Annotated in this window: 19 protein-coding genes; 11 read left to right on the top strand and 8 right to left on the bottom strand. The window is 40.8% G+C overall.

What is annotated here, in order from left to right; translation table 11 throughout:
* Positions 1-107: 107 nt before the first annotated feature.
* Entirely contained in the window at positions 108-1,577 is a 1,470-nt protein-coding gene (locus AB1K80_RS03055; protein WP_412855144.1) for an NAD(P)/FAD-dependent oxidoreductase, read from the bottom strand.
* Positions 1,578-1,777: 200 nt separating this feature from the next.
* On the opposite strand from AB1K80_RS03055, the gene AB1K80_RS03050 reads away from it, so the two are divergent.
* Entirely contained in the window at positions 1,778-2,596 is an 819-nt protein-coding gene (locus tag AB1K80_RS03050; protein ID WP_412855143.1) for a methyl-accepting chemotaxis protein, read from the top strand.
* A gap of 168 nt (positions 2,597-2,764) precedes the next feature.
* Positions 2,765-3,388 (top strand): poly-gamma-glutamate hydrolase family protein, encoded by a 624-nt coding sequence (locus AB1K80_RS03045; RefSeq protein ID WP_412855142.1) that lies wholly within the window; start codon positions 2,765-2,767, stop codon positions 3,386-3,388.
* On the opposite strand, the gene AB1K80_RS03040 is transcribed toward AB1K80_RS03045, so the two are convergent.
* The 6 genes from AB1K80_RS03040 to AB1K80_RS03015 all read right to left on the bottom strand — a co-directional run bounded on the left by AB1K80_RS03040 (position 3,385) and on the right by AB1K80_RS03015 (position 7,773).
* Positions 3,385-3,963 carry an ImmA/IrrE family metallo-endopeptidase gene (locus AB1K80_RS03040; protein WP_412855141.1) on the bottom strand — a complete coding sequence of 193 codons (579 nt, stop codon included), beginning with the start codon at positions 3,961-3,963 and terminating at the stop codon, positions 3,385-3,387. The genes AB1K80_RS03045 and AB1K80_RS03040 overlap by 4 nt on opposite strands.
* A 496-nt stretch (positions 3,964-4,459) precedes the next feature.
* Positions 4,460-4,636, bottom strand: coding sequence for a type II toxin-antitoxin system SpoIISB family antitoxin (locus AB1K80_RS03035; protein ID WP_412855140.1), 177 nt, complete (start codon positions 4,634-4,636; stop codon positions 4,460-4,462).
* The gene (locus AB1K80_RS03030; RefSeq protein WP_412855139.1) at positions 4,605-5,375 is read right to left on the bottom strand and encodes a type II toxin-antitoxin system SpoIISA family toxin; all 771 of its coding nucleotides are present in this window, start codon (positions 5,373-5,375) and stop codon (positions 4,605-4,607) included. Before AB1K80_RS03030 ends, AB1K80_RS03035 begins: the two co-directional genes overlap by 32 nt.
* Before the next feature lie 102 nt (positions 5,376-5,477).
* Positions 5,478-6,476 carry an inorganic phosphate transporter gene (locus tag AB1K80_RS03025; RefSeq protein WP_412855138.1) on the bottom strand — a complete coding sequence of 333 codons (999 nt, stop codon included), beginning with the start codon at positions 6,474-6,476 and terminating at the stop codon, positions 5,478-5,480.
* 15 nt (positions 6,477-6,491) lie between these two features.
* On the bottom strand, positions 6,492-7,109 hold the full coding sequence (locus tag AB1K80_RS03020; RefSeq protein ID WP_412855137.1) for a DUF47 domain-containing protein: 618 nt from the start codon (positions 7,107-7,109) through the stop codon (positions 6,492-6,494).
* A gap of 205 nt (positions 7,110-7,314) precedes the next feature.
* Positions 7,315-7,773, bottom strand: a complete 459-nt coding sequence (locus tag AB1K80_RS03015; protein WP_412855136.1) for an ASCH domain-containing protein — start codon at positions 7,771-7,773, stop codon at positions 7,315-7,317.
* A gap of 222 nt (positions 7,774-7,995) precedes the next feature.
* Between AB1K80_RS03015 and ggt the strand changes: the two genes are divergently transcribed.
* The 7 genes from ggt (at position 7,996) to AB1K80_RS02980 (ending at position 16,184) form a co-directional block, all read left to right on the top strand.
* A complete protein-coding gene (ggt, locus tag AB1K80_RS03010; protein ID WP_412855135.1) occupies positions 7,996-9,750 on the top strand; it encodes a gamma-glutamyltransferase in 1,755 nt (584 codons plus the stop codon).
* Positions 9,751-9,977: 227 nt separating this feature from the next.
* A complete protein-coding gene (gene pdhA / locus AB1K80_RS03005; protein ID WP_412855134.1) occupies positions 9,978-10,961 on the top strand; it encodes a pyruvate dehydrogenase (acetyl-transferring) E1 component subunit alpha in 984 nt (327 codons plus the stop codon).
* A gap of 31 nt (positions 10,962-10,992) precedes the next feature.
* Positions 10,993-11,973 (top strand): alpha-ketoacid dehydrogenase subunit beta, encoded by a 981-nt coding sequence (locus AB1K80_RS03000; RefSeq protein ID WP_412855153.1) that lies wholly within the window; start codon positions 10,993-10,995, stop codon positions 11,971-11,973.
* 18 nt (positions 11,974-11,991) lie between these two features.
* On the top strand, positions 11,992-13,299 hold the full coding sequence (locus tag AB1K80_RS02995; RefSeq protein ID WP_412855133.1) for a dihydrolipoamide acetyltransferase family protein: 1,308 nt from the start codon (positions 11,992-11,994) through the stop codon (positions 13,297-13,299).
* Positions 13,300-13,311: 12 nt separating this feature from the next.
* Positions 13,312-14,709 (top strand): dihydrolipoyl dehydrogenase, encoded by a 1,398-nt coding sequence (lpdA, locus tag AB1K80_RS02990; RefSeq protein WP_412855132.1) that lies wholly within the window; start codon positions 13,312-13,314, stop codon positions 14,707-14,709.
* 126 nt (positions 14,710-14,835) lie between these two features.
* Positions 14,836-15,792, top strand: coding sequence for a sugar-binding transcriptional regulator (locus AB1K80_RS02985; RefSeq protein WP_412855131.1), 957 nt, complete (start codon positions 14,836-14,838; stop codon positions 15,790-15,792).
* 62 nt (positions 15,793-15,854) lie between these two features.
* Positions 15,855-16,184: a bh protein gene (locus AB1K80_RS02980; protein ID WP_412855130.1), complete on the top strand. Its 330-nt coding sequence runs from the start codon at positions 15,855-15,857 to the stop codon at positions 16,182-16,184.
* Positions 16,185-16,196: 12 nt separating this feature from the next.
* Here AB1K80_RS02980 and AB1K80_RS02975 read toward each other — a convergent pair whose 3' ends face one another.
* Positions 16,197-17,519: an APC family permease gene (locus AB1K80_RS02975; RefSeq protein ID WP_412855129.1), complete on the bottom strand. Its 1,323-nt coding sequence runs from the start codon at positions 17,517-17,519 to the stop codon at positions 16,197-16,199.
* A gap of 328 nt (positions 17,520-17,847) precedes the next feature.
* On the opposite strand from AB1K80_RS02975, the gene AB1K80_RS02970 reads away from it, so the two are divergent.
* Both AB1K80_RS02970 and proG read left to right on the top strand, forming a co-directional pair.
* Entirely contained in the window at positions 17,848-18,798 is a 951-nt protein-coding gene (locus AB1K80_RS02970) for a ring-cleaving dioxygenase (RefSeq protein ID WP_412855128.1), read from the top strand.
* Between the two features lie 146 nt (positions 18,799-18,944).
* A complete protein-coding gene (gene proG, locus AB1K80_RS02965; protein ID WP_412855127.1) occupies positions 18,945-19,775 on the top strand; it encodes a pyrroline-5-carboxylate reductase ProG in 831 nt (276 codons plus the stop codon).
* Positions 19,776-19,861 lie beyond the last annotated feature (86 nt).

Here is a 19,861-nt window from a genome sequence, read left to right as displayed (position 1 = left end):
TTTTCTCTATTATAAAATGAGGAGATGGGAATTTTAAGGGAAAAAATAAGGCTGTCAAGATTTTCTCGACAGCCTGAGCCCCTAAAAGGGGCTTTTTTTATGTTGTCTCATATATGAAGCAAGCGCTCTAATTGGAAGTCAGGCACAGCTTCTTGTAAAAAAACTCGGTTTAATTCATCGTTTTCTTTTCGCCATTGTCCCCACCACTTAGCAGTTTCTCCGGTTTGATCCGTCTCAATCATGTCATGCAGTTGTTCCAGATTGATGATTTCTCTCGGCTCTATTAAAAAAGAATGCATCTGGTGATACGATGCCAAATGTTTAGGTTGATTTGTTTGAATGGCGTATTGTACGAAGCGATTCAAATATTCTTGTATAAATGTGAGATGAGGGATTGGTTTTTCTGCAAGTAGCTCGACGCCTTCCCATGCCATATCAGCTATCGCACATAGCCACCATCCAGGTTCAATGGCGTGCTGCATTTGTTGTAGGGTTTCTTTTTCAAACGATACATGGTCGTGTTGTTGTGATTGCTTGAGCATACGTTGAAGTGTGTGTGCTTCAAGCGCTGCTTTTGTCATTCCTTGTCCGTGAATTGGGTCTAATGTACATAATGCATCACCCATCACTAGTAACCCACTTGGCCAGTCTCTCATTTGTTCATAGTGATTCCTTGCACAATAAGGAACTCTAAAACCCTTCGGTGTTGTATGTGGTGTCAACTGGGCGAGTGCTTCAGCAATTGCGGGATGGGTCAGGGCTGAAGCTTCTGCCTCAAACTCTTCTGCATCCGTTGTTGGATAATGTGTGCCTCCAGCTGCTGAGAGAAGAACGGCGACTAAATCATTGTCGACTCGCTCGAATAGTCCTGTTGGAATTTTTTCTTTAGGCTGTCCAACGACAACCATCGACTGCATATTCTGTGCCTCGGGAGGTAATCTGTAGTATCTTGTGCTATAGCCAAGAGATACTGTCAGATGGTCAGGTTTTGGGAGTGTAAATCCAGCGTCTTTTAACCATTTTGGCAATTTTGACGTTCTTCCAGATGTATCAATGACCAAATCGGCAAGTAAACTTATGTTCTTTGCTGGCTTGTTTCCTCTATTTTTTACGTTCATTCCGATGACACGGTTCGTTTCTTCATCAAATTGAAGTGAGTTCACTTCATGTTTTTCTAAAAAGTGAATTCGTTCCTCATTCGCTATTCTTTGCATTAGCACCCACTCTAACAGGGCGCGTCTCGTCACAGCTGTTTCTTCAGGATCCGTGAGTTGTAATTCGCCATCTTTTGTAATAAATCGAGATGTTTGATGCAGTGTATTAAAACCACCCATTTCAAGTAATTCCTTCGTATATCCAGGAAATAGACGTTCAATGATTTGTTTACCAAGTGGTAGCATTCTATGTGGATGAAAGGCTTGAGGTGTGCCAAGTCGATTCTCTGGAGAATCTGGCAATTCGTCCTTTTCGATGATCATCACTTCATGATAAAAAGATGATAACACTTTTGCAGCGAGCATTCCGGTGATGCCTCCACCTATGACGATGGCTCGCTCATACTTCATGGGTTGTATCACAACATGCGCCTCCAATAAATAAATAGGTCATTACATGACCATTTCATCATATGTTGATTCTTTCATTATAACAAATCTATAAAAAAAGATCGTACTTTTTACTTTAAAGGATATGGAAAAGGGTCACTTATCATCATTATTTTTGAAAATACCTATCAAATGATGCGGAATATCCGATAAATATAGTAAGGAGGTAGGAGATGAATATTCTACAACATATCATATCAGCTGCACCATATATTATGAAGATTTTAAAGGATGAAGTGACACTCGGCGTTATTGACCGAGAGAAATTTTTGCTATATTTGCCAGCAAAGGATCTTGATTTTCAAATTCGTGAAGGTGACCCTATTAAATCCGAAGATTTGAATTTGCAGAAAGCTCTTAGAGGGGAAACGATTACTGCGTTTATCCCGGAGTCTGTCTATGGGGTTCCAATCAATGCGACAACTTTACCCATTTTCGGTGAGAATCAACAAGTGATTGGCGCCATTTCTTTAGGGTTCCCAATGAAAAATCAAATGAAACTAGAAGGATATATGGATTCTTTGTATGAAATTATTCAAAGTATTCAAGAGAAAGTCCATGTCGTGGCAGCACATTCTGAAGAGCTTTCTGCCACAAGTGATGAAATGACTGTCCAAACAAAGCAAACACTCGAAAGCTCGAAAAAAACCGCCGATATTACGAAATTAATCAAAGGCATCTCTAAACAAACGAGTTTGCTTGGGTTAAATGCGTCTATTGAAGCTGCTAGAGCTGGAAAAGAAGGTGCCGGCTTTAGTGTAGTAGCAACTGAAGTACAAAAACTATCAAGTGAAACGTCAAATGCAACAGAAAACATTGAAACCTCGTTGAAAGAGATTTCCTCTAATATCAATACATTACTTGAAAGTATGGATCATATGAAGGGATCTTCGTCAGAACAGGCTTTACTCGTGACGGAATTTAGCGAAGTGATTGATCGATTAACTTCGATCAGCGTTGAAATGAAAGATTTCATGAAAAAAGTTATGTAATGAGAGTAAAACGAATCCAATGAGGGTTCGTTTTTTGTTTCGGTTTTAACTAGGTTATCGGCTAAAAATTAGGTGAAAAGTTTTTGTTGATTCTTGTAAATTTTAACTTTACAAAAGAATGGGGGATGATTAGACTTATTCTCATATAAAGGAATGGGGCAGATTGGAATGACGCAAATCATCGATACGTATCAAAGCTATGAAGAGCTATCCGCTCATGAAAGAATAGGGATTGATTATCAAATTTTTCACAAGCGAAAGGGGGATCAGCTACTTGTTTTATCACCACATGCTGGGGGGATTGAAGCAGGCGTGAGTGAGCTGATCCATGAAATAGCGGGTAAGCATTCTATGTATTTATTTGAGGGTCTAAAGGTGAAAGGAAATCATGTACTGCATATCACAAGTACTCGCTTTGATGAGCCAATCTGTCTTTCACAAGTACACACGCACCATTATACGTTTGCACTACATGGCTACGGAGAAACAGACATACGTCAAACATTAGTGGGCGGTACAGATCGTGAGAAAGCTGAAGAAACTGTTAGACTGCTAACGATGAATGGCTTTCAAGCGTTGCTGTTATCTGAATCGGATCAATTTTCTGGAACACATCCTGATAACATCAATAATCAATGTCTCACAGGACAAAGTGTACAGATCGAAATTAGTCAAGCGCAAAGAAGGGCATTTTTTAATGACTTTAGGCGACAATATCGGCGTGATACACAAACTGTTCAATTTTATCAATACACCGCTGTACTTAAACAAATATTGGCTCTTTATGATTAAGCTTGCGATGTTACTCGTTTCGGCGAGTCTGTTTGATAATGGATTTGTCTTTCTGCCACTTTATCCGCGGTGATGAAATAAGAAGAAAATTCCTTTTGGAAGCAAATGCCTATCTTTCGTTGCTCAAACATGGCAAGTCGTTTTTCTGCAAAATCAAAGGTCACATGAAATGTTTGTGCGATATGCTGTATCGCATGCTGTCTAAGGTTTGGGAGTGTCATTTGTAACAGCATAAAGGTGGGTACACAAAAGTGGTACATGAATTGCTTTGCCTGGAATTCTTGGAGCTCTCGAAACAGCTTGTGCATGTGGAAATGGTTCCCTGTATGCTTCAGCACATGGCAAAGCTCGTGTGCAAAGTCTTGCCATTGTTCTTCTGTTGAGAGAGATCTGTTTAAAATAATGCTAAAAAGCCCTTGATGTTTCACCATCATACTTCCCATCTCTTCGTAATGAATCCATACATTAAATTCAGATGCGATTTTTTCCATATCGACAAAGGCTGGGCCACTTAATTGTAGTTGTGTATATATTTTTTTAATATCTTCTTCTAAATGAGTTAAAAAACCAGTCATCAAAAAAACCTCCATACAAACGTGTGTTCTATTTTGAGTGAAAAAGAAAAGTCCATATAGGACTAAATGGCTAATAAAGCGATCGCTTATTTATTATATCGGCTCATTTTTTACAATTTTAACATAAAAAAACAAAAATAGATGAAATAATTCCCTTTTTTGTTCATTTTCTAATCTATAAGGGGAATTCATTCAAATTTTACCATAGCCGATATCCCTAGTACAAACAAAATTTAATTTGGGTTCTTCCGGAATAGATTGTCCACGGTTTGTAAGCTAGTTTTTCTGTTTGTATGATTGAATGACTTTTTCACTTTTTTCATGTAATCGGTATACGTAAGGGGAGGGGAGGAATTCAGCAAACTGAACATATCGCAATTGTTTGATTTTCTTTTTCATTTAGGCACCTCGATCGCTTCAGCATCTCTTTTATTGTATGAAAGGATATGTAAAAATGGAATCAGGACGCAGATGTATTCTGCGTCCTTTAGTGTGATCAAGCTTTTTTATTTTTATACTCATCTAAGAGCTGTTCATTTTTTTTGAAAATACGCTCTGTATGGGGACTGACTTTATAATCGGCCATACTAATATGACGTTTCTTTTTTAAAATTTTAAATAGATTTTTTTTGCGGTTGTTGTTATCCCCTTGAAGTGCGTGGTCCATCTTCATCACCTTCCTCTTCGTCAGGCAAGATTAAGTCATAAATCGTTGTGAGTGAGGTCATTAATAAATAGTCGAATTCAGTGACAATCTCATCAGAGGTTAGCTTGATCACGAAATGGGCATCTGCTACTGAAAACGGAATGAGCACCAATTTGCCAAAATCGTCGTAATATACTTCCTGTCTGTCAAGCTTCGCTTGTATGATAAATCGCTCGTCAAGTGTTCTGAGTAGGTCGTCTTTTTGTTCTTGCAGATCATAAGGGCAAAGAACCGCTTGAATATTCATTTTTTCAGCAAAAGAATAAATGAGACGTTCGATTCCCTCGATATACGCTTCTATACTTCCATAATATACATGAATCGGTTCGTTTTTCAATAGGTATTGGTACGTTTTTAGTTTATTGAGGTAAGAATGGAGTAGATCGTTATTTTGTTCAAGAAGTTGATGTGTATCAGTTTCCAGCTCGTGGTTTCCGAGTTTTTTAATGTAGGAGCTGAGAAAAATAAAGGCATCTGTTAAGACAAAAAAGACTGCGATAATGAAGTAGTGCATCCAGTCTGTGAAGATAGAGGAAGGATCATATGTCCAGTAAACAACTGCACCCGCTACATAAATCCAATACCACGTTTTACGAATTGCAAACATTTTTTCCTTTACTTTTTGTTCAAAACGCCATACAGCAAACACATAGACAGCAAGTGCACCTAAAAGAATCCAAACAGTCAATTGAAAAAATAATAGCATGTTATTCGCTCCCCTAGACAAGTGAGTCACACATTACTTCTATGGGTATGTCTGGAAAACCTGCTACATGAAAAAAACTGCCTGATGAACAGGCAGTTTAATTTAGAGAAATGTATCTAAGATAAAGTATACGATGGCAGCTAATGTACCTGAGATCGGTAATGTAATGACCCAAGTGACAAGCATACGTTTTGCAGTGCCCCAGTTTACGCCTTTTACACGGTGTGCAGAACCTACTCCTAAAATAGAAGAAGAGATGACGTGTGTCGTACTAACAGGTAAATGGATAAACGTTGCACCAAAAATAATGGCTGCCCCAGTTAAGTCAGCAGAAACGCCGTTTACTGGACGAATCTTCATGATTTTTCCGCCGACTGTTTTAATAATCTTCCAACCACCAACAGAAGTACCAAGTCCCATGGCTAGCGCACAAGCGAATTGTACCCAAAATGGGATATCATCCGTTGTATGTAAGTTGGCAGCGATTAAAGCCATCGTAATAATACCCATCGCTTTCTGTGCATCGTTCGTACCGTGTGTGTACGATTGAAGTGCAGCAGTTAAAATTTGAACACGACGGAATTGCTTATTTGTTTTTGCGAGATTGTTGTTTTTAAATAAAAACTTGATAATGGTATATACGATATAACCAACAACAAACGCTAAAATAGGTGAAATCAACAGTGCTTGAATGATTTTAATGAACCCCGAATAATTTAAAGCGCCAAAACCTGCTGAAGCAATAACAGCTCCAGCAATTGAACCGATCAAAGCATGTGACGAACTACTCGGAATCCCGTAATACCAAGTAAGCATGTTCCATGTGATCGCTGCAATGAGAGCAGCCAAAATGACGACAGAACCGTTTTGAAGTGTAAATGGATCCGCGATGTCTTTCGTAATGGACTTTGCCACACCAGTAAATGTCATCGCCCCTACAAAGTTCATCACTGCAGCCAAAATAATTGCGTGTCTTGGCTTTAAAGCTTTCGTTGAAACAGAAGTCGCAATGGCATTTGCTGTATCATGAAATCCATTAATAAAATCAAAAGCAAGTGCACAAATCACAATAAGTACTGTAAGGATAATTAATATGTCCATTTTAAACTAACCCCGTTACGCATTCTTCATAATGATTGTTTCTAGATTGTTGGCAACACCTTGACAAGAATCAGCGATTTCCTCAAGTGTTTCGTAAATTTCTTTGTATTGAATGACTTTGATTGGATCTGTTTCTTTTCCAAACAAGTTCTTAAGTGATTTACGGTGTAGGTTGTCACAATTATGCTCAATCTCTTTGATTTTAATTGCGTGCGGTTGAATATCTTTTAAGCGATTTTCAGCCAGTAATTCAATTGTTGTTAAGATTTCCTTTGCACATTCTCTGATGTAATGACTGAATTTGTCGATATGTTCGTCAGAGCTTGTGATTGAGTAAATTTCCATTGTTGCTGAAAAATGCTCAATCCCATCTAAAACATCATCGAGGCTGTTCGTAAGCTGAAGAATGTCTTCGCGTTCAATCGGTGTAATAAAAGCTTTGTTCAGCTCTTTAATCATGGTATGAACATGATGATCACCTTTTGTCTCAAATTCCTTCAATGTGTCTGAAAACTCTTTCAGAGTAGTTTGATTTGTTACTTTATAACTAACAAAATACTCAGCAGTTTCATCTAAATTTTTAGCAATTTCCGTTAACAAGACGGAAAACTTGTCTTTTTTCCTTTTTAACATGTAAAAACCCTCCATTGTATAAATGAGACAATGCAAACAATTAATAATTATATATTCTTTTGTCGAAAAAAAACAGGTGTAGTCGAAAATTTCTTCACTTTTTCTATTTTAAATGATGATGAGCCAAAGATACAATCTCAATTCACCTGATCAAAAAGGGGAGAGAGAAATGAAAAAACGACGAATACACGCCGCCGAGAAGACCTTATGATGCTGTGTAAAGTAGCTTGAAACGTTCGCACACAAGTAGCATATCTTCTTTGAAGTGTAGTCCATAAGGCTTTAACGAGTCTGTGAAGAATTCTTTATGTACGGTGTACCAATGGTCATACGATAGATCGCCTTCTCCTTCAGCACGTGCGAATGATTCAGACACTTGGTTCATCGGCATGACATCAACGTGTGTGATGACAATCAGTGCTTTTGGCTGGGCGTGGCTGTCCAAAATGACACTGTATTGACCGACCTCTGGCAGTGGTTCGTTTTCCTTTTCATAAAAAATATGTCCAGAACAAGTGGCTGTTTTTTGTCCTTTGATAACAAGCGCAAGTAGGTGATCAGGATCTGCTCCAAAAGCCCAAGCATTGACCAATGCGTCTGCTGGTGGCGATTCTCCTTTTTCTCGCCAATATGTCTCCCAGAATAATGTGCTGCTTTCATCCATCATGTTTCCCCCGTTCTTTCATCCACATACCCTTCACTTAAAAAGAGGCTGATTGCGTCTTTCTCCCTAATCTTACCACGTGCCATATGTTTTGAAAAAGAATCTTTTCGTTCTGATGAATAGGCGAATAGAATGAAAATGTTTGAAATTTTAGAATAGTCTCTTGTGTTCTGGTTAAGAAGTAGGTAATGTCAAAGTAAGAAAATGGAAGGGGTGTTGTTCATGAAACGCATGTCTCTATCGGTTTTGTCGATATGTCTCCTTGTTTTCTCATTGTTCCTACCTGTGACTCAAGTCAATGCAACAAAAAGTGAAGGGAATAAAGTAGCTGTCGGAAAAGATGGAATGGTCGCTACAGCTCATCCGCTTGCATCGAAAGTTGGTGCGGATGTATTGAAAAAGGGCGGGAATGCTGTAGATGCAGCTGTTGCGATTCAGTACGCTCTTAATGTGACAGAACCGATGATGTCAGGAATTGGCGGCGGGGGATTCATGATGGTTTATGATGGTAAGACAAAAGAGACGTCCATCATAAATAGTAGAGAACGAGCACCACAAGGCGCAACACCTGACATGTTTTTGACGGATGACGGAAAGGTGATCCCATTTGCTGAACGGTCCACACATGGAAATGCAGTAGGTGTCCCTGGAACAGTCAAAGGTCTTGAAGCGGCTTTAGATAAGTGGGGAACGCGTTCAATGAAGGAGTTAATTGAACCTTCCATTCGACTTGCAGAGGATGGATTTGAAATTGATTCAGTTTTGGCGAATGCCATTGACGATCATCAAGGGAAATTGAAAAAAACGGCCGCTGCGCCCATTTTCCTTCCAGATGACAAACCGCTTAAAGAAGGTGATCTTCTTGTACAGCCAGGTCTTGCAAAAACGTTTAAGCTGATAGCGAAAAAAGGAAGTAAGGCGTTTTATGAAGGGAAAGTAGCTAAGGCGCTTGCAAAAACGGTTCGTGACTTTGGTGGTACGATGACAACAGAAGATGTCGGTCGCTACGAAGTTAAGACTGACAAGCCGATTTGGGGCGATTACAAAGGTTATCAGCTTGCAAGTATGCCTCCCCCAAGCTCTGGTGGCGTGTTTATGCTACAAATTCTCAAAATCCTTGACCACTTTCAACTTTCTCAATATGATCCAAAGTCATTTGAAAAATATCAGCTGCTTGCTGAAACGATGCACCTCTCCTACGCTGACCGTGCGGCATTTGCCGGCGACCCCGAATTCGTAGATGTTCCATTAAAAGGACTATTAGACGATGATTACATTTCAGAAAGAGCCTCTCTTATTCAATTAGATAAAGTCAATCGCAACCCAAAAGCAGGAGATGCTTGGGCGTATGAAGATGAAAAAAATCCATCACCAATAATTCCACAGCCGGACGATAAAACCATCGGAGAAACCACCCATTTTACAGTAGCAGATCAGTGGGGCAATGTCGTGTCTTTTACGACAACCATTGAGCAGTTATTTGGAACAGGAATTCTCGTGCCAGAGTATGGTTTTTTCTTAAATAATGAATTGACGGACTTTGATGCAGTACCAGGCGGCGCCAATGAAGTTCAGCCCAATAAACGTCCGTTATCAAGTATGACACCAACAATTATTTTTGAAAATGGAAAGCCTGTGATGACTGTCGGTTCACCTGGTGGAACGACCATTATCGCTTCTGTTTCACAGACCATTTTAAACTTGCTTGAATATGACATGGAGCTTCAGGAAGCGGTAGAAGAACCAAGAATCTACACAAATAGTTTAACTTCTTATCGTTATGAAGTGGGCGTACCTCTTGATGTAAGGACGAAGTTAAACGATCTTGGACATCGTTTTGGGAGTTCGTCAATTGATATAGGAAATGTGCAAGCTTTGTTGATTGACCGACAAACAGGTACATTTACTGGTGTAGCTGATTCAACGAGAAATGGAACAGCTATTGGTGTCAATTTAAAATTGTCTGCACATCCATAAACATTTCCCGGGAAAAGAAGTGCCTCTTAAAAAAAGGCGCTTCTTTTTTTGTGACAAAAGAAACGAGACTCCTAGATGACGAGAAGCTCTTTTTAAAAGGGCTTTTTCTTTATCACAATGTGAAAGCGTTTTAAAAAAGAATTTTAGACTCTTGACTTCAATGGGAGGTCAACGTATGATTATTACAAATGTAACTATAAAGAACAAATGTAAAGGGGAGAGAATCTATGCAGAAACAAATCGTTTTTCCTGAACAGATCAGTCGTGAGAGATTAGTAGACTTATATAAACAAATGTGGCTAGTTCGATATTTTGATGAGAAGGTCGATCAATTCTTTGCAAAAGGGCTCATCCATGGCACCACACATTTATGTGTTGGACAGGAAGCATCAGCTGTTGGTTCGATCGCCGTGTTAAAGGAAGAAGATAAAATTGTCAGCACACATAGAGGGCATGGTCACTGTATTGCCAAGGGGGCAGAAGTCAATAAGATGATGGCTGAGCTATTTGGGCGTGAAACAGGCTATTGCAAAGGAAAAGGCGGCTCAATGCATATCGCTGATTTAGAGAAAGGGAACCTTGGGGCTAATGGGATCGTAGGTGGTGGGATTCCGCTCGCAACCGGCGCAGCTCTGACTTCAAAAATGAAACAGGAAGACTTTGTTGTTCTTTGTTTCTTCGGTGACGGTGCTACAAATGAAGGAAGCTTCCATGAGGCATTAAATCTAGCATCGATTTGGGATTTGCCAGTTGTGTTTATTTGTGAAAACAACCAATACGGGATGTCTGGTCCTGTGAAGGAAATGATCAAGATTGAGGACATCTCAACAAGAGCAGAGAGCTATGGTATGCCTGGGAAAACGATCGATGGCAATGACATGATGGAGATCATGAATACAGTAGATGAAGCTGTTAGACGTGCAAGAGCTGGGGAGGGGCCATCATTCATTGAAATGAAAACATATCGCTGGAAGGGCCATTCAAAGAGTGATGCGAAAAAATACCGTACTCGTGAAGAAGAGAAGGAATGGAGACAGAAAGATGGCATCAAACGATTTAAGTCTCTATTAATCGAGTGCAATGTTTTGACAGAAGAGCAAGCAGATCGCCTGCAAGAAGAAGCAAAACACGAAATTGAGGCATCTGTTGAATTTGCTAAAAACAGTAAAGAACCATCTATTGACACATTACTAGAGGATGTATACGCCTAAATAGGAGGGGAATCACGTGACAACAACATCAGTGAGAGAGATTTCATATTTAGAAGCTGTTCGCGAAGCCATGAGTCAAGAAATGAGAGAAAACCAAGATGTGTTTATCTTAGGCGAGGATATCGGTGTATATGGAGGCGCTTTCGGAGTAACGAGAGGGATGATTGAAGAATTCGGTCCAGAACGTGTACGCAATACCCCCATTTCAGAAGCTGCGATCGCAGGAGGAGCGGTCGGGGCGGCGCTCACAGGGATGCGTCCGATTTTAGAGCTGCAATTTTCTGACTTTATCACGATTGCGATGGATCAGCTAGTCAACCAAGCAGCTAAAACACGCTACATGTTTGGCGGAAAAGGAAAGGTTCCACTCGTCGTTAGAACGCCAGCTGGCTCTGGAACGGGTGCAGCGGCACAGCATTCACAAAGTTTGGAAGCGTGGATGGCTCATATTCCAGGTCTAAAGGTTGTCCAACCATCAACTGCTTATGATGCAAAGGGACTTTTAAAAGCAGCCATGGATGACGACAACCCAGTTATTTTTTACGAGCATAAGCTTTTATACAAAACAATCGGTGAAGTGCCAGAAGAGCCGTATTCCATCCCTTTAGGAAAAGCGGATGTCAAACGTACCGGTAAGGACGTCACAATTGTAGCTACAGCAATCATGGTACACAAGGCGCTAGAAGCGGCGAAGGAATTAGAAGCAGAAGGAATCGATGTTGAAATCATCGACCCAAGAACGCTCGTTCCGTTAGATGAAGAAACGATCATTGAATCTGTGAAAAAAACAGGCAAATGTATCGTTGTTCATGAAGCGGTGAAGCGAGGAGGCTACGGGGGAGAGATTGCGAGTATGATAGCGGAAAGTGAAGCTTTCGACTATTTAGATGCTCCGATTAAACGACTTGGAGGTCTTGCGGTACCAATTCCTTATAACCCAACGTTAGAAAAAGCCGCCATTCCACAAGTGCCGGAAATCGTTGAAGCAGCAAGAGAGCTTGTACGTTCTTAACATAAAGGGGGGAGATCCATGCCAAAAGAGATATTTATGCCGAAGTTGAGCAGTACGATGGAAGTCGGCACCATTTTGCAATGGTTAAAAGAAGAAGGAGATACCGTTGAGATCGGCGAGCCTCTTTTTGAAATTATGACAGATAAGATTAATATCGAGGTTGAAGCCTATGATGACGGTGTGTTACTGAAAAAATACTACGAGGTAGATGTACAAATTCCTGTCAACGCAGTCATCGGGTATATTGGTGATGCATCTGAACAAGTACCAGATAAACCGCCTGCACCATCTGATGAAGGGACACAAGAGGGACATGTTGCCTCTACAGTGACTGAAATTGACGAAGCTGCCAAGACAGATGGTGAAAAAGTGCGTGCGACACCGGCGGCTAGAAAAACGGCAAAAGATCATCAACTCTCGATTCATCAGGTATCTGGAACAGGACCAAAAGGGAGAATTCAAAAGCGGGATGTCGAAGCCATCATTCACACGGGGGGAGAAAAGGATCTACGAGTGTCTCCTCTTGCCGCAAAAGTTGCTGCTCGTGAAGGGATCGATGTAGCGAATGTATCTGGATCTGGTGCTCACGGGAAAATCATGAAGAATGATGTGACAGCAGCGACTCAAACAACGAATGTAGTGAACACACAAAAGCTTACGGGCATGAGGAAAGTCATTGCAGATCGTATGTCACAGAGTGCTTTTACTGCACCTCATGTGACATTAACGAGCGAAATCGATATGACGAAAGCGAAGGAGATACGTAAGCAACTATTGCCGGTTATTGAGAAAGAGACAGGCTACCGACTGTCATTTACAGAAATCATCATTCAAGCAGTCAGCCATGTACTCACACGTCATCCGCAAATGAATATGACATTTGAACAAAATGAGCTACATTTCCATGAAGATGTTCATATCGGTCTAGCTGTTGCTGTGAAAGATGGATTGATGGTACCTGTCATTTCTCATGCGAATCAAAAAGGACTGAAACAGCTAACACAGGAAGCGAAAGACATTGTCAAAAATGCACGTGTGCAAAAACTATTACCAGATCAACTGAAAGGATCGACGTTTACCATCAGTAACTTAGGTATGTATGCTGTTGATACCTTTACACCGATCATTAATCAACCAGAAGTGGCGATTTTAGGCATTGGACGGATTCAAGAGAAACCAGTTGTCATAGATGGTGAGATTCATGTGAGACCAATGATGGCTGTGAGCTTATCATTTGATCATAGAGTAGTAGACGGTGCACCAGCGGCTGCCTTTTTAACAGATCTCAAAAAAGTGTTAGAACAACCAATTGAATTGCTGATGTAGGAGGTGAATCGGATGACAACGATGTATGATCTGACAGTGATTGGCGGAGGACCAGGCGGATATACTGCCGCCCTCCAAGCGGCTGAGCGAGGCCTAAAGGTCGCATTAATTGAAGAGGACTTTTTAGGCGGGACGTGTCTGAATCGAGGCTGCATTCCATCTAAGACGCTGCTTAAGCATGCAGAAGTCATTGAATCGATTGAACAAGCGAAAGGCTGGGGGATCGAAACAGGGGAAATGGTTCTTTCCTTTGAAAAAATGAGAAAGCGTAAAGATGACGTGATTGAAAAGTTAAGAGGCGGGATTGCTTTTTTGTTAAAGCAAGGAAAGATCGATGTATACAATGGCAAAGGCACGGCTCTCTCGCCTCATCGTATTCAGATTGAAAAACAAGAGGGAGTCGAATTCATTGAAACGAAAGAACTCATGGTTGCGACCGGTTCAACGCCAGCCATTCCACCGATTCCTGGGTTACAAGAGGTGCCTTTTGATACAAGTGATACGATCTTTGACATCCCTGATATTCCTGCTTCGGTTGTCATTATTGGCGGAGGAGTGATTGGTCTTGAACTAGCGTGCATCTTCAACAGCTTGCAATCAAAAGTCACCATTATTGAAGCGGCTCCGTCCATCATTCCGCAGGAGGATGAAGAAGCTTCCAAGTTGTTAGAGAGAGAATTAAAGAAAAAAGGCATCCAGATCGCCAAAAAAACAACTGTGACAGAAGTGACAGAAAGCGAAGGAATCAAAGCGGTGCACGCAACAGATGATAAAGGGGAGACTCATATTTTTACCGCAGAAAGACTCCTCGTTTGTGTGGGAAGAAAACCTAATGTATCTGCATCAAGGCAATTAGACCTACAGTTAGACGGTTCTTTTATAAAAGTGAATCATCAGATGCAAACAAGTGTGAAAAATGTATATGCAGTTGGAGATGTCGTAGGCGGTTATCAGCTTGCACATGTAGCAATGGCAGAGGCGGCGGTTGCGGTCAACAATATATGCGGTGAGCGTGACACAATGAATACGAATATTGTCCCGCGATGTATGTATACATTGCCAGAGGTTGCGAGTGTGGGGCTTACGGAAAAAGAAGCGAAAGCGAAGGGACTTTCAGTTCAAACAGAGCGATTTGATTTATCAGCAAGTGGGAAGGCGTTAGCAGCAGGAGTTCAGACGGGTTTTATTAAATTGGTCTATGAAACGACATATGGCGAAGTGATTGGGGCAACAATGGTTGGTCCACATGTCACAGAGATGATATCCGAAGCCTCATCGTTTATGTTCTTAGAAGGAACTGCAGAAGAAATGGCCAAAATGATCCACCCGCACCCAACGATTTCAGAGGGCTTCTATGAAGCGGCTCTTCGCATCGTCAGCCGACTGAGAACATCAATTGACATAAAATAGCCACACGATTTCTGACAAAAGAGCGGAGATATATTCGCTCTTTTGTCATGTTTATAACAAATGTTCCAATTGGAAACGAATGTTTGATATACTGGTCATTATAGGATATGAAAAGGATGATGTCACATGCTGAATTGGGAAGAAAGACGACAGCTCGTAAAGGTTGCACATCTTTATTATACAGATGGATGGACGCAGCAGGAAATTGCCAAAAAGCTTAATGTCTCCAGACCCGTTATTTCAAAGCTTCTTCAAAAAGCGAAGGACGTTGGAATTGTCGAAGTGTACATCAAAGATGAAAGTATTCACACAGTTGAACTAGAACAACAGCTAGAAACGACATTTCAATTAACAGACGCTGTGGTTGTTCCAAGTGTTGGGACCATGTCTGATATGGTCAAACGGGCAGTAGGTCAAGCGGGTGCTTATTATCTGTCTAAAAATATGAAAGAGACAGAGAAAATCGGTATTTCTTGGGGCACGACACTTGCCGAGCTTGTAAAGGAGTATCCTTTTGAACGACGGAATGAGGTCAAAGTCATCCCATTAGAAGGCGGGATGGGCAGGCAGGCAGTTGATATTCATGCCAATCAGCTTGCATATGAGCTCGCCAAAAAGATGAACGGTACTTGCTCGTATTTATACGCACCTGCCATTTTAGAAACAGAGGAATTAAAAGAGCGGCTTATGGCGATGCAGGATATAGAAGCTGTTCTTGAAGAAGGTAAACATGTAGACATTGCCCTTATCGGTATAGGCAATCCCCACAAAGGCTCAACATTAAAAAACGTTGGTTATTTAAAAGAAGATGATTTATCAAGTTTAAGACAATCTGGCGCTGTCGGTGATATTGGGTTTCGTTTTTTTGATGGAGAAGGAAGACCTGTTCACGATGAACTGAGCCAAAAGGTGATCGGGCTATCATTAGAACAATTAAAAAACGTCAAAAAAGTCATTGCGGTTGTGGAAGGAACGCATAAAGCAGAAAGTATTTTAGGGGCTTTAAAAGGCGGTCTCATCCAAGTGCTAGTAACAGATGAACTAACGGCAGCAGCTATTTTAAAAGAGGCAACTATCCAATAAATTGTTCCCTTCTATCGAATGGTATATAGAAGCAACATCAAACGAGAAAGGAGTTGTGTATCTTGATCAAGACCGAAATGGAAGCAAACCTACATTGTACTCGGTGCCAAGAAGAGACGCTCCACAACATCGTTTATGTAAATGATCAAATGAAGAGCGTGGAGTGTACAGATTGTCATCAGAAAATCAGTGTGCAAGTGGACATTGTGAAGGAATTTTACAAGGAAGTATACGAAAAAATTGCGACAAAGCCAAAACGGATGACGCAGGAATATAAGGCTGACCTAAATGGTTTTATCTCAAGGCTCCCCATTCGCGTATTAAGTAAGCCTTACCGGCTGATGAGGTATTTAAACGAATCATATAAGGTGATGAAGCAATATAAAAAATAAAGCAGAGGCTTTTTAGCGCTCTGCTTTATTTTGTTTTTTCATATAATAATAAATCGGCAGTCCTGCAAGTCCGATCAATATGGAGATAAGACAGCTCTTCCAATCCGTTATCATCGTACTAATTAAAACAAATAAAGAGCCGATAATGGCGATAATTGGCGTCAGTGGATAAAGAGGAACGCTGTATGCCCGTTTGATTCCAGCATTTTGTTTTCTTAATTTAAATACAGCGAAAAAGGCCATGACATAGAAAATATAGATCATGAAAATAGAAACTTCAGATAGCTTTTCGGGATTACTCACAATCATAAAGACAATGGCAATGATGATTTGAACAAAAACCGCTAGCCATGGTGTTTGAAACGTAGGATGAATACGTGAAATTGACTTGGCAAACGGAATTTGCTTGCGCTCAGCCATAGCAAAGATCACGCGTGGGAACGTCAGGATTTTTCCGTTTAAACAGCCAAAAATACTAATGATGATCCCGATACTAATTAGTTTTCCACCAATTGGGCCAAATAGCATCGTAGCGGCCGTGCTTGTTGCATTTTCACCTAACTGGACAATTTGATCTGCAGGTAAAACGTGCAAGAGTGCGACGTTTATAAAGAGATAGCATGCTGTGACGATTAAAATACCACCAGCCATGGCACGTGGAAGCAGTTTTTCTGGATTCTTCATTTCACCTCCGAGGGCAGCGAGCAAAATCCACCCATCATAAGCAAATAAAGTAGCCAAAATGGCAGCGCCGAAATTCATCTGAGCGATACTTTCGTTGACTGCTGTGAAGATGTTTTCATCGCCCTTCCATAAGCCAAAAACGATGATTGCAGCAATCGGTAACAGCTTGCCAATCGTTGTTAGCCCTTGTACAAATCCGCCGTATTTCGTTCCGATGATATTAACGACACATAAAAATAGAACTGTTACAATGCCAATGACGGTAGACCAGAGAGAAGATAGGGAAAATAAATTGGCTAATAAAGAACCAAAATAAAGCCCAAGAGCCCCGATAATCGCAGGTCCGTATATAATAATTTGCACCCAACCACATAAATATCCCCAAAATTCACCGTACACCTCTTCTAAATAGGCATAAAGGCCACCTGTTCTCGGAATTTGTGTACCAATTTCAGCGACAGTGAGCCCGCCTGCAAGGGTTAGGATTCCTCCTAACAGCCAAGCGAATAATGCGATGTCGGAGCTTCCTGAATAAGAAAGGACATTGCCCGGCTTCATGAATACGCCTGAGCCTATGATCGTTCCGATCACAAGAGACAGGGCGAAAAATAAGCCGATGTCTTGTTTTAATGCTGTTTGTTCTTTGTTCATTACACAACCTCCTACATCAACTTTACATGTGACAGTGAAATGTATTTTGTCCATTGTAATATGATTTTAGGAAAACAAAAATTAAAAAAATTTTCTGATTTCGCCTTTATGATCATAGGTGTTTGATAAATGGTGATATAAGGAATAATATCAGTTTAAAAACGAACATTTATCAGATTTTAGGATCATAATGTTAGTGGGAAAGGTTGAAAACGAACGTCTGAACGATGTGCAGCATGATGATTGACTTTTTCTGAAAAATAACCTACCTTATTCATAAGGATATTATCTTGAATTCGAGATATTTTTAAAATAGGAGTGATCATATATGAAAATCAATGGTATTCACCACGTATCCGCACTAACCGCCAATGCACAGAAAAATGCTGATTTTTATCGGAACATCCTTGGGTTAAAACTTGTAAAGAAAACGGTCAATCAGGATGATCCGTCGATGTATCATTTGTTTTATGGTGATGAATTGGCTTCACCGGGAACAGAGCTAACGTTTTTTGAAATCCCAATGCTCGCTCGTCGATTGGAAGGTACGAATGCCATTACGCGTATCGGACTTCTTGTCTCATCTGAAGAGGCACTGGCATTTTGGGAGAAACGCTTTGAAGAAAAAGGTGTGGAGAAAGAGGCCATTTCGGTAAGGGCTGGCAGACCGTCATTATTTTTTGTCGATCCAGAAGGACAGCGATTGTTTTTGACAGTAGAACAAAAGAGACATGAGGCTAGCACTGCACCGGTACATGATGACATTCCAGCAGAATTCGCAATAACAGGTCTAGGACCAGTAGAATTAACCGTTGTAAAAGCTGAAAAAACGACGCGTGTCATCGTTGACATTCTTGGATTTAAAGAAAGAACGCGTGAGCAAACAGAGCAAGGTGAGGTTATGACCATTTTTGAATCTGGAGAAGGCGGAGCAGGGACAGAAGTGCATCTGATTGAAGCGGCGACGAAACCATCTGAGCGTTCCGGAAGAGGAAGTGTACACCACGTTGCATTTCGTGTGAAGAATGCAGAGGAGCTAGAAAAGTGGCATGATAAAATTTCAAAGGCTGGGTTCTCCAATTCTGGTGTTGTGGAACGTTTTTATTTCAAAGCGCTCTATTTTAGAGAGCCAAATGGCATCCTCTTTGAAATGTCAACAGATGGTCCGGGATTTACAGTAGATGAAGATGTCGAAAAGCTTGGAGATCGTTTGGCACTACCCCCATTTTTGGAGCATAAGCGAGAAGAGATCGAACAACGTTTGACACCCATTCATTAAAATAAAGCAGCTCATTCTTTGAGCTGCTTTCACTCGTTGATGTCATATTCTCGTTTTTTTATTTCGTAAAATGGATAGACATGAAAAGATTGTGGGAAATTGATAAAATAAGTAGGAAATAAAAGCACAATAGAGGAGATTACAATGTGGAGAAGATAGGAATCATTGGATATGGCAGTATGGCGGATATGATGGTGCAAAAATGGCTGGAAGCAGATGTTATCGCTGCACATCAGCTCATGATCCATACTAGAAGTGAAACGGAGCGGTTACATCAGCTTTTAAAGCAACATCAAGACATTCATATCACATCCATTGAAGAACTTTCAGTATCATGTGACATGATGTTTGTGTGCGTGCCACCGCTTGCTGTTTGTGATATTTTAGATCAATTGCATCAAGTAAAGGCAAATGCACATATCGTGTCAATTGCAGCGGCCGTTACGTTAGAGAAGCTAGCGCAGCATACGAAACAACCTGTCTCCCGTTATATACCGACGTTGACGTCGGCTGTTGGAACGGGTGTGTCTCTTGTCGCTCATCGGGAGAACGTAGGTCAGAAGCATCGGGAGCAGCTGAATCGCTTTTTGTCTGCTTTTAGTCTTGTTCGAGAAATTGAAGAGGATCAGATGGATGTGGCAAGTAATTTGACAAGCTCATCTCCTGGTTTTATTGCCGCCATGTTTGAAGAAATGGCGAAATCAGCAGTAAGACATAGCTCGTTATCACTAGACGAAGCGTATGAGCTTTTAACATATGCTCTTTTGGGAACAGGACAAGTACTTGTCGAACGAGGTCTGACTTTTGCAGAGACAGTAGACAGAGTCGCTACGAAAGGCGGAATCACAGGAGAAGGCGCAGCGGTCATTCAAGCGCAGGCACCTCGTCTGTTTGATGATTTGTTTACACAAACGATGAAGAAATATGAGCAGCTTAAGTTGCAGATTGGAGACGCGGATCAACACCACGAAAGATGAAGTCAGTGGTGTTGATCTGCGTCGTTTTTTCTTCTTTTGACCTGTAGTAGATGAGTCTAAATACCTTATTTTTAGACTTTGTATTG

The sequence above is a fragment of the Bacillus sp. 179-C3.3 HS genome (assembly GCF_047229225.1).
In the GTDB taxonomy this organism is placed as follows: Bacteria; Bacillota; Bacilli; order Bacillales; family Bacillaceae; genus Bacillus.
The sequence above is the reverse complement of the archived record's forward strand: the minus strand, read 5'-3'. Positions and strand labels throughout refer to the sequence as shown.

Bases quoted from the DNA above. Each gene is read 5' to 3' on its own strand.
- AB1K80_RS03035 (WP_412855140.1), bottom strand. From the start codon at position 4,636: ATGAAGATGGACCACGCACTTCAAGGGGATAACAACAACCGCAAAAAA.
- AB1K80_RS03030 (WP_412855139.1), bottom strand. From the start codon at position 5,375: ATGCTATTATTTTTTCAATTGACTGTTTGGATTCTTTTAGGTGCACTT.
- ggt (WP_412855135.1), top strand. From the start codon at position 7,996: ATGAAACGCATGTCTCTATCGGTTTTGTCGATATGTCTCCTTGTTTTC.
- AB1K80_RS03020 (WP_412855137.1), bottom strand. From the start codon at position 7,109: ATGTTAAAAAGGAAAAAAGACAAGTTTTCCGTCTTGTTAACGGAAATT.
- lpdA (WP_412855132.1), top strand. From the start codon at position 13,312: ATGACAACGATGTATGATCTGACAGTGATTGGCGGAGGACCAGGCGGA.
- AB1K80_RS02985 (WP_412855131.1), top strand. From the start codon at position 14,836: ATGCTGAATTGGGAAGAAAGACGACAGCTCGTAAAGGTTGCACATCTT.
- AB1K80_RS03025 (WP_412855138.1), bottom strand. From the start codon at position 6,476: ATGGACATATTAATTATCCTTACAGTACTTATTGTGATTTGTGCACTT.
- AB1K80_RS03050 (WP_412855143.1), top strand. From the start codon at position 1,778: ATGAATATTCTACAACATATCATATCAGCTGCACCATATATTATGAAG.
- AB1K80_RS03040 (WP_412855141.1), bottom strand. From the start codon at position 3,963: ATGACTGGTTTTTTAACTCATTTAGAAGAAGATATTAAAAAAATATAT.
- AB1K80_RS02970 (WP_412855128.1), top strand. From the start codon at position 17,848: ATGAAAATCAATGGTATTCACCACGTATCCGCACTAACCGCCAATGCA.
- AB1K80_RS03015 (WP_412855136.1), bottom strand. From the start codon at position 7,773: ATGGATGAAAGCAGCACATTATTCTGGGAGACATATTGGCGAGAAAAA.
- AB1K80_RS02975 (WP_412855129.1), bottom strand. From the start codon at position 17,519: ATGAACAAAGAACAAACAGCATTAAAACAAGACATCGGCTTATTTTTC.
- AB1K80_RS03045 (WP_412855142.1), top strand. From the start codon at position 2,765: ATGACGCAAATCATCGATACGTATCAAAGCTATGAAGAGCTATCCGCT.
- AB1K80_RS02995 (WP_412855133.1), top strand. From the start codon at position 11,992: ATGCCAAAAGAGATATTTATGCCGAAGTTGAGCAGTACGATGGAAGTC.
- pdhA (WP_412855134.1), top strand. From the start codon at position 9,978: ATGCAGAAACAAATCGTTTTTCCTGAACAGATCAGTCGTGAGAGATTA.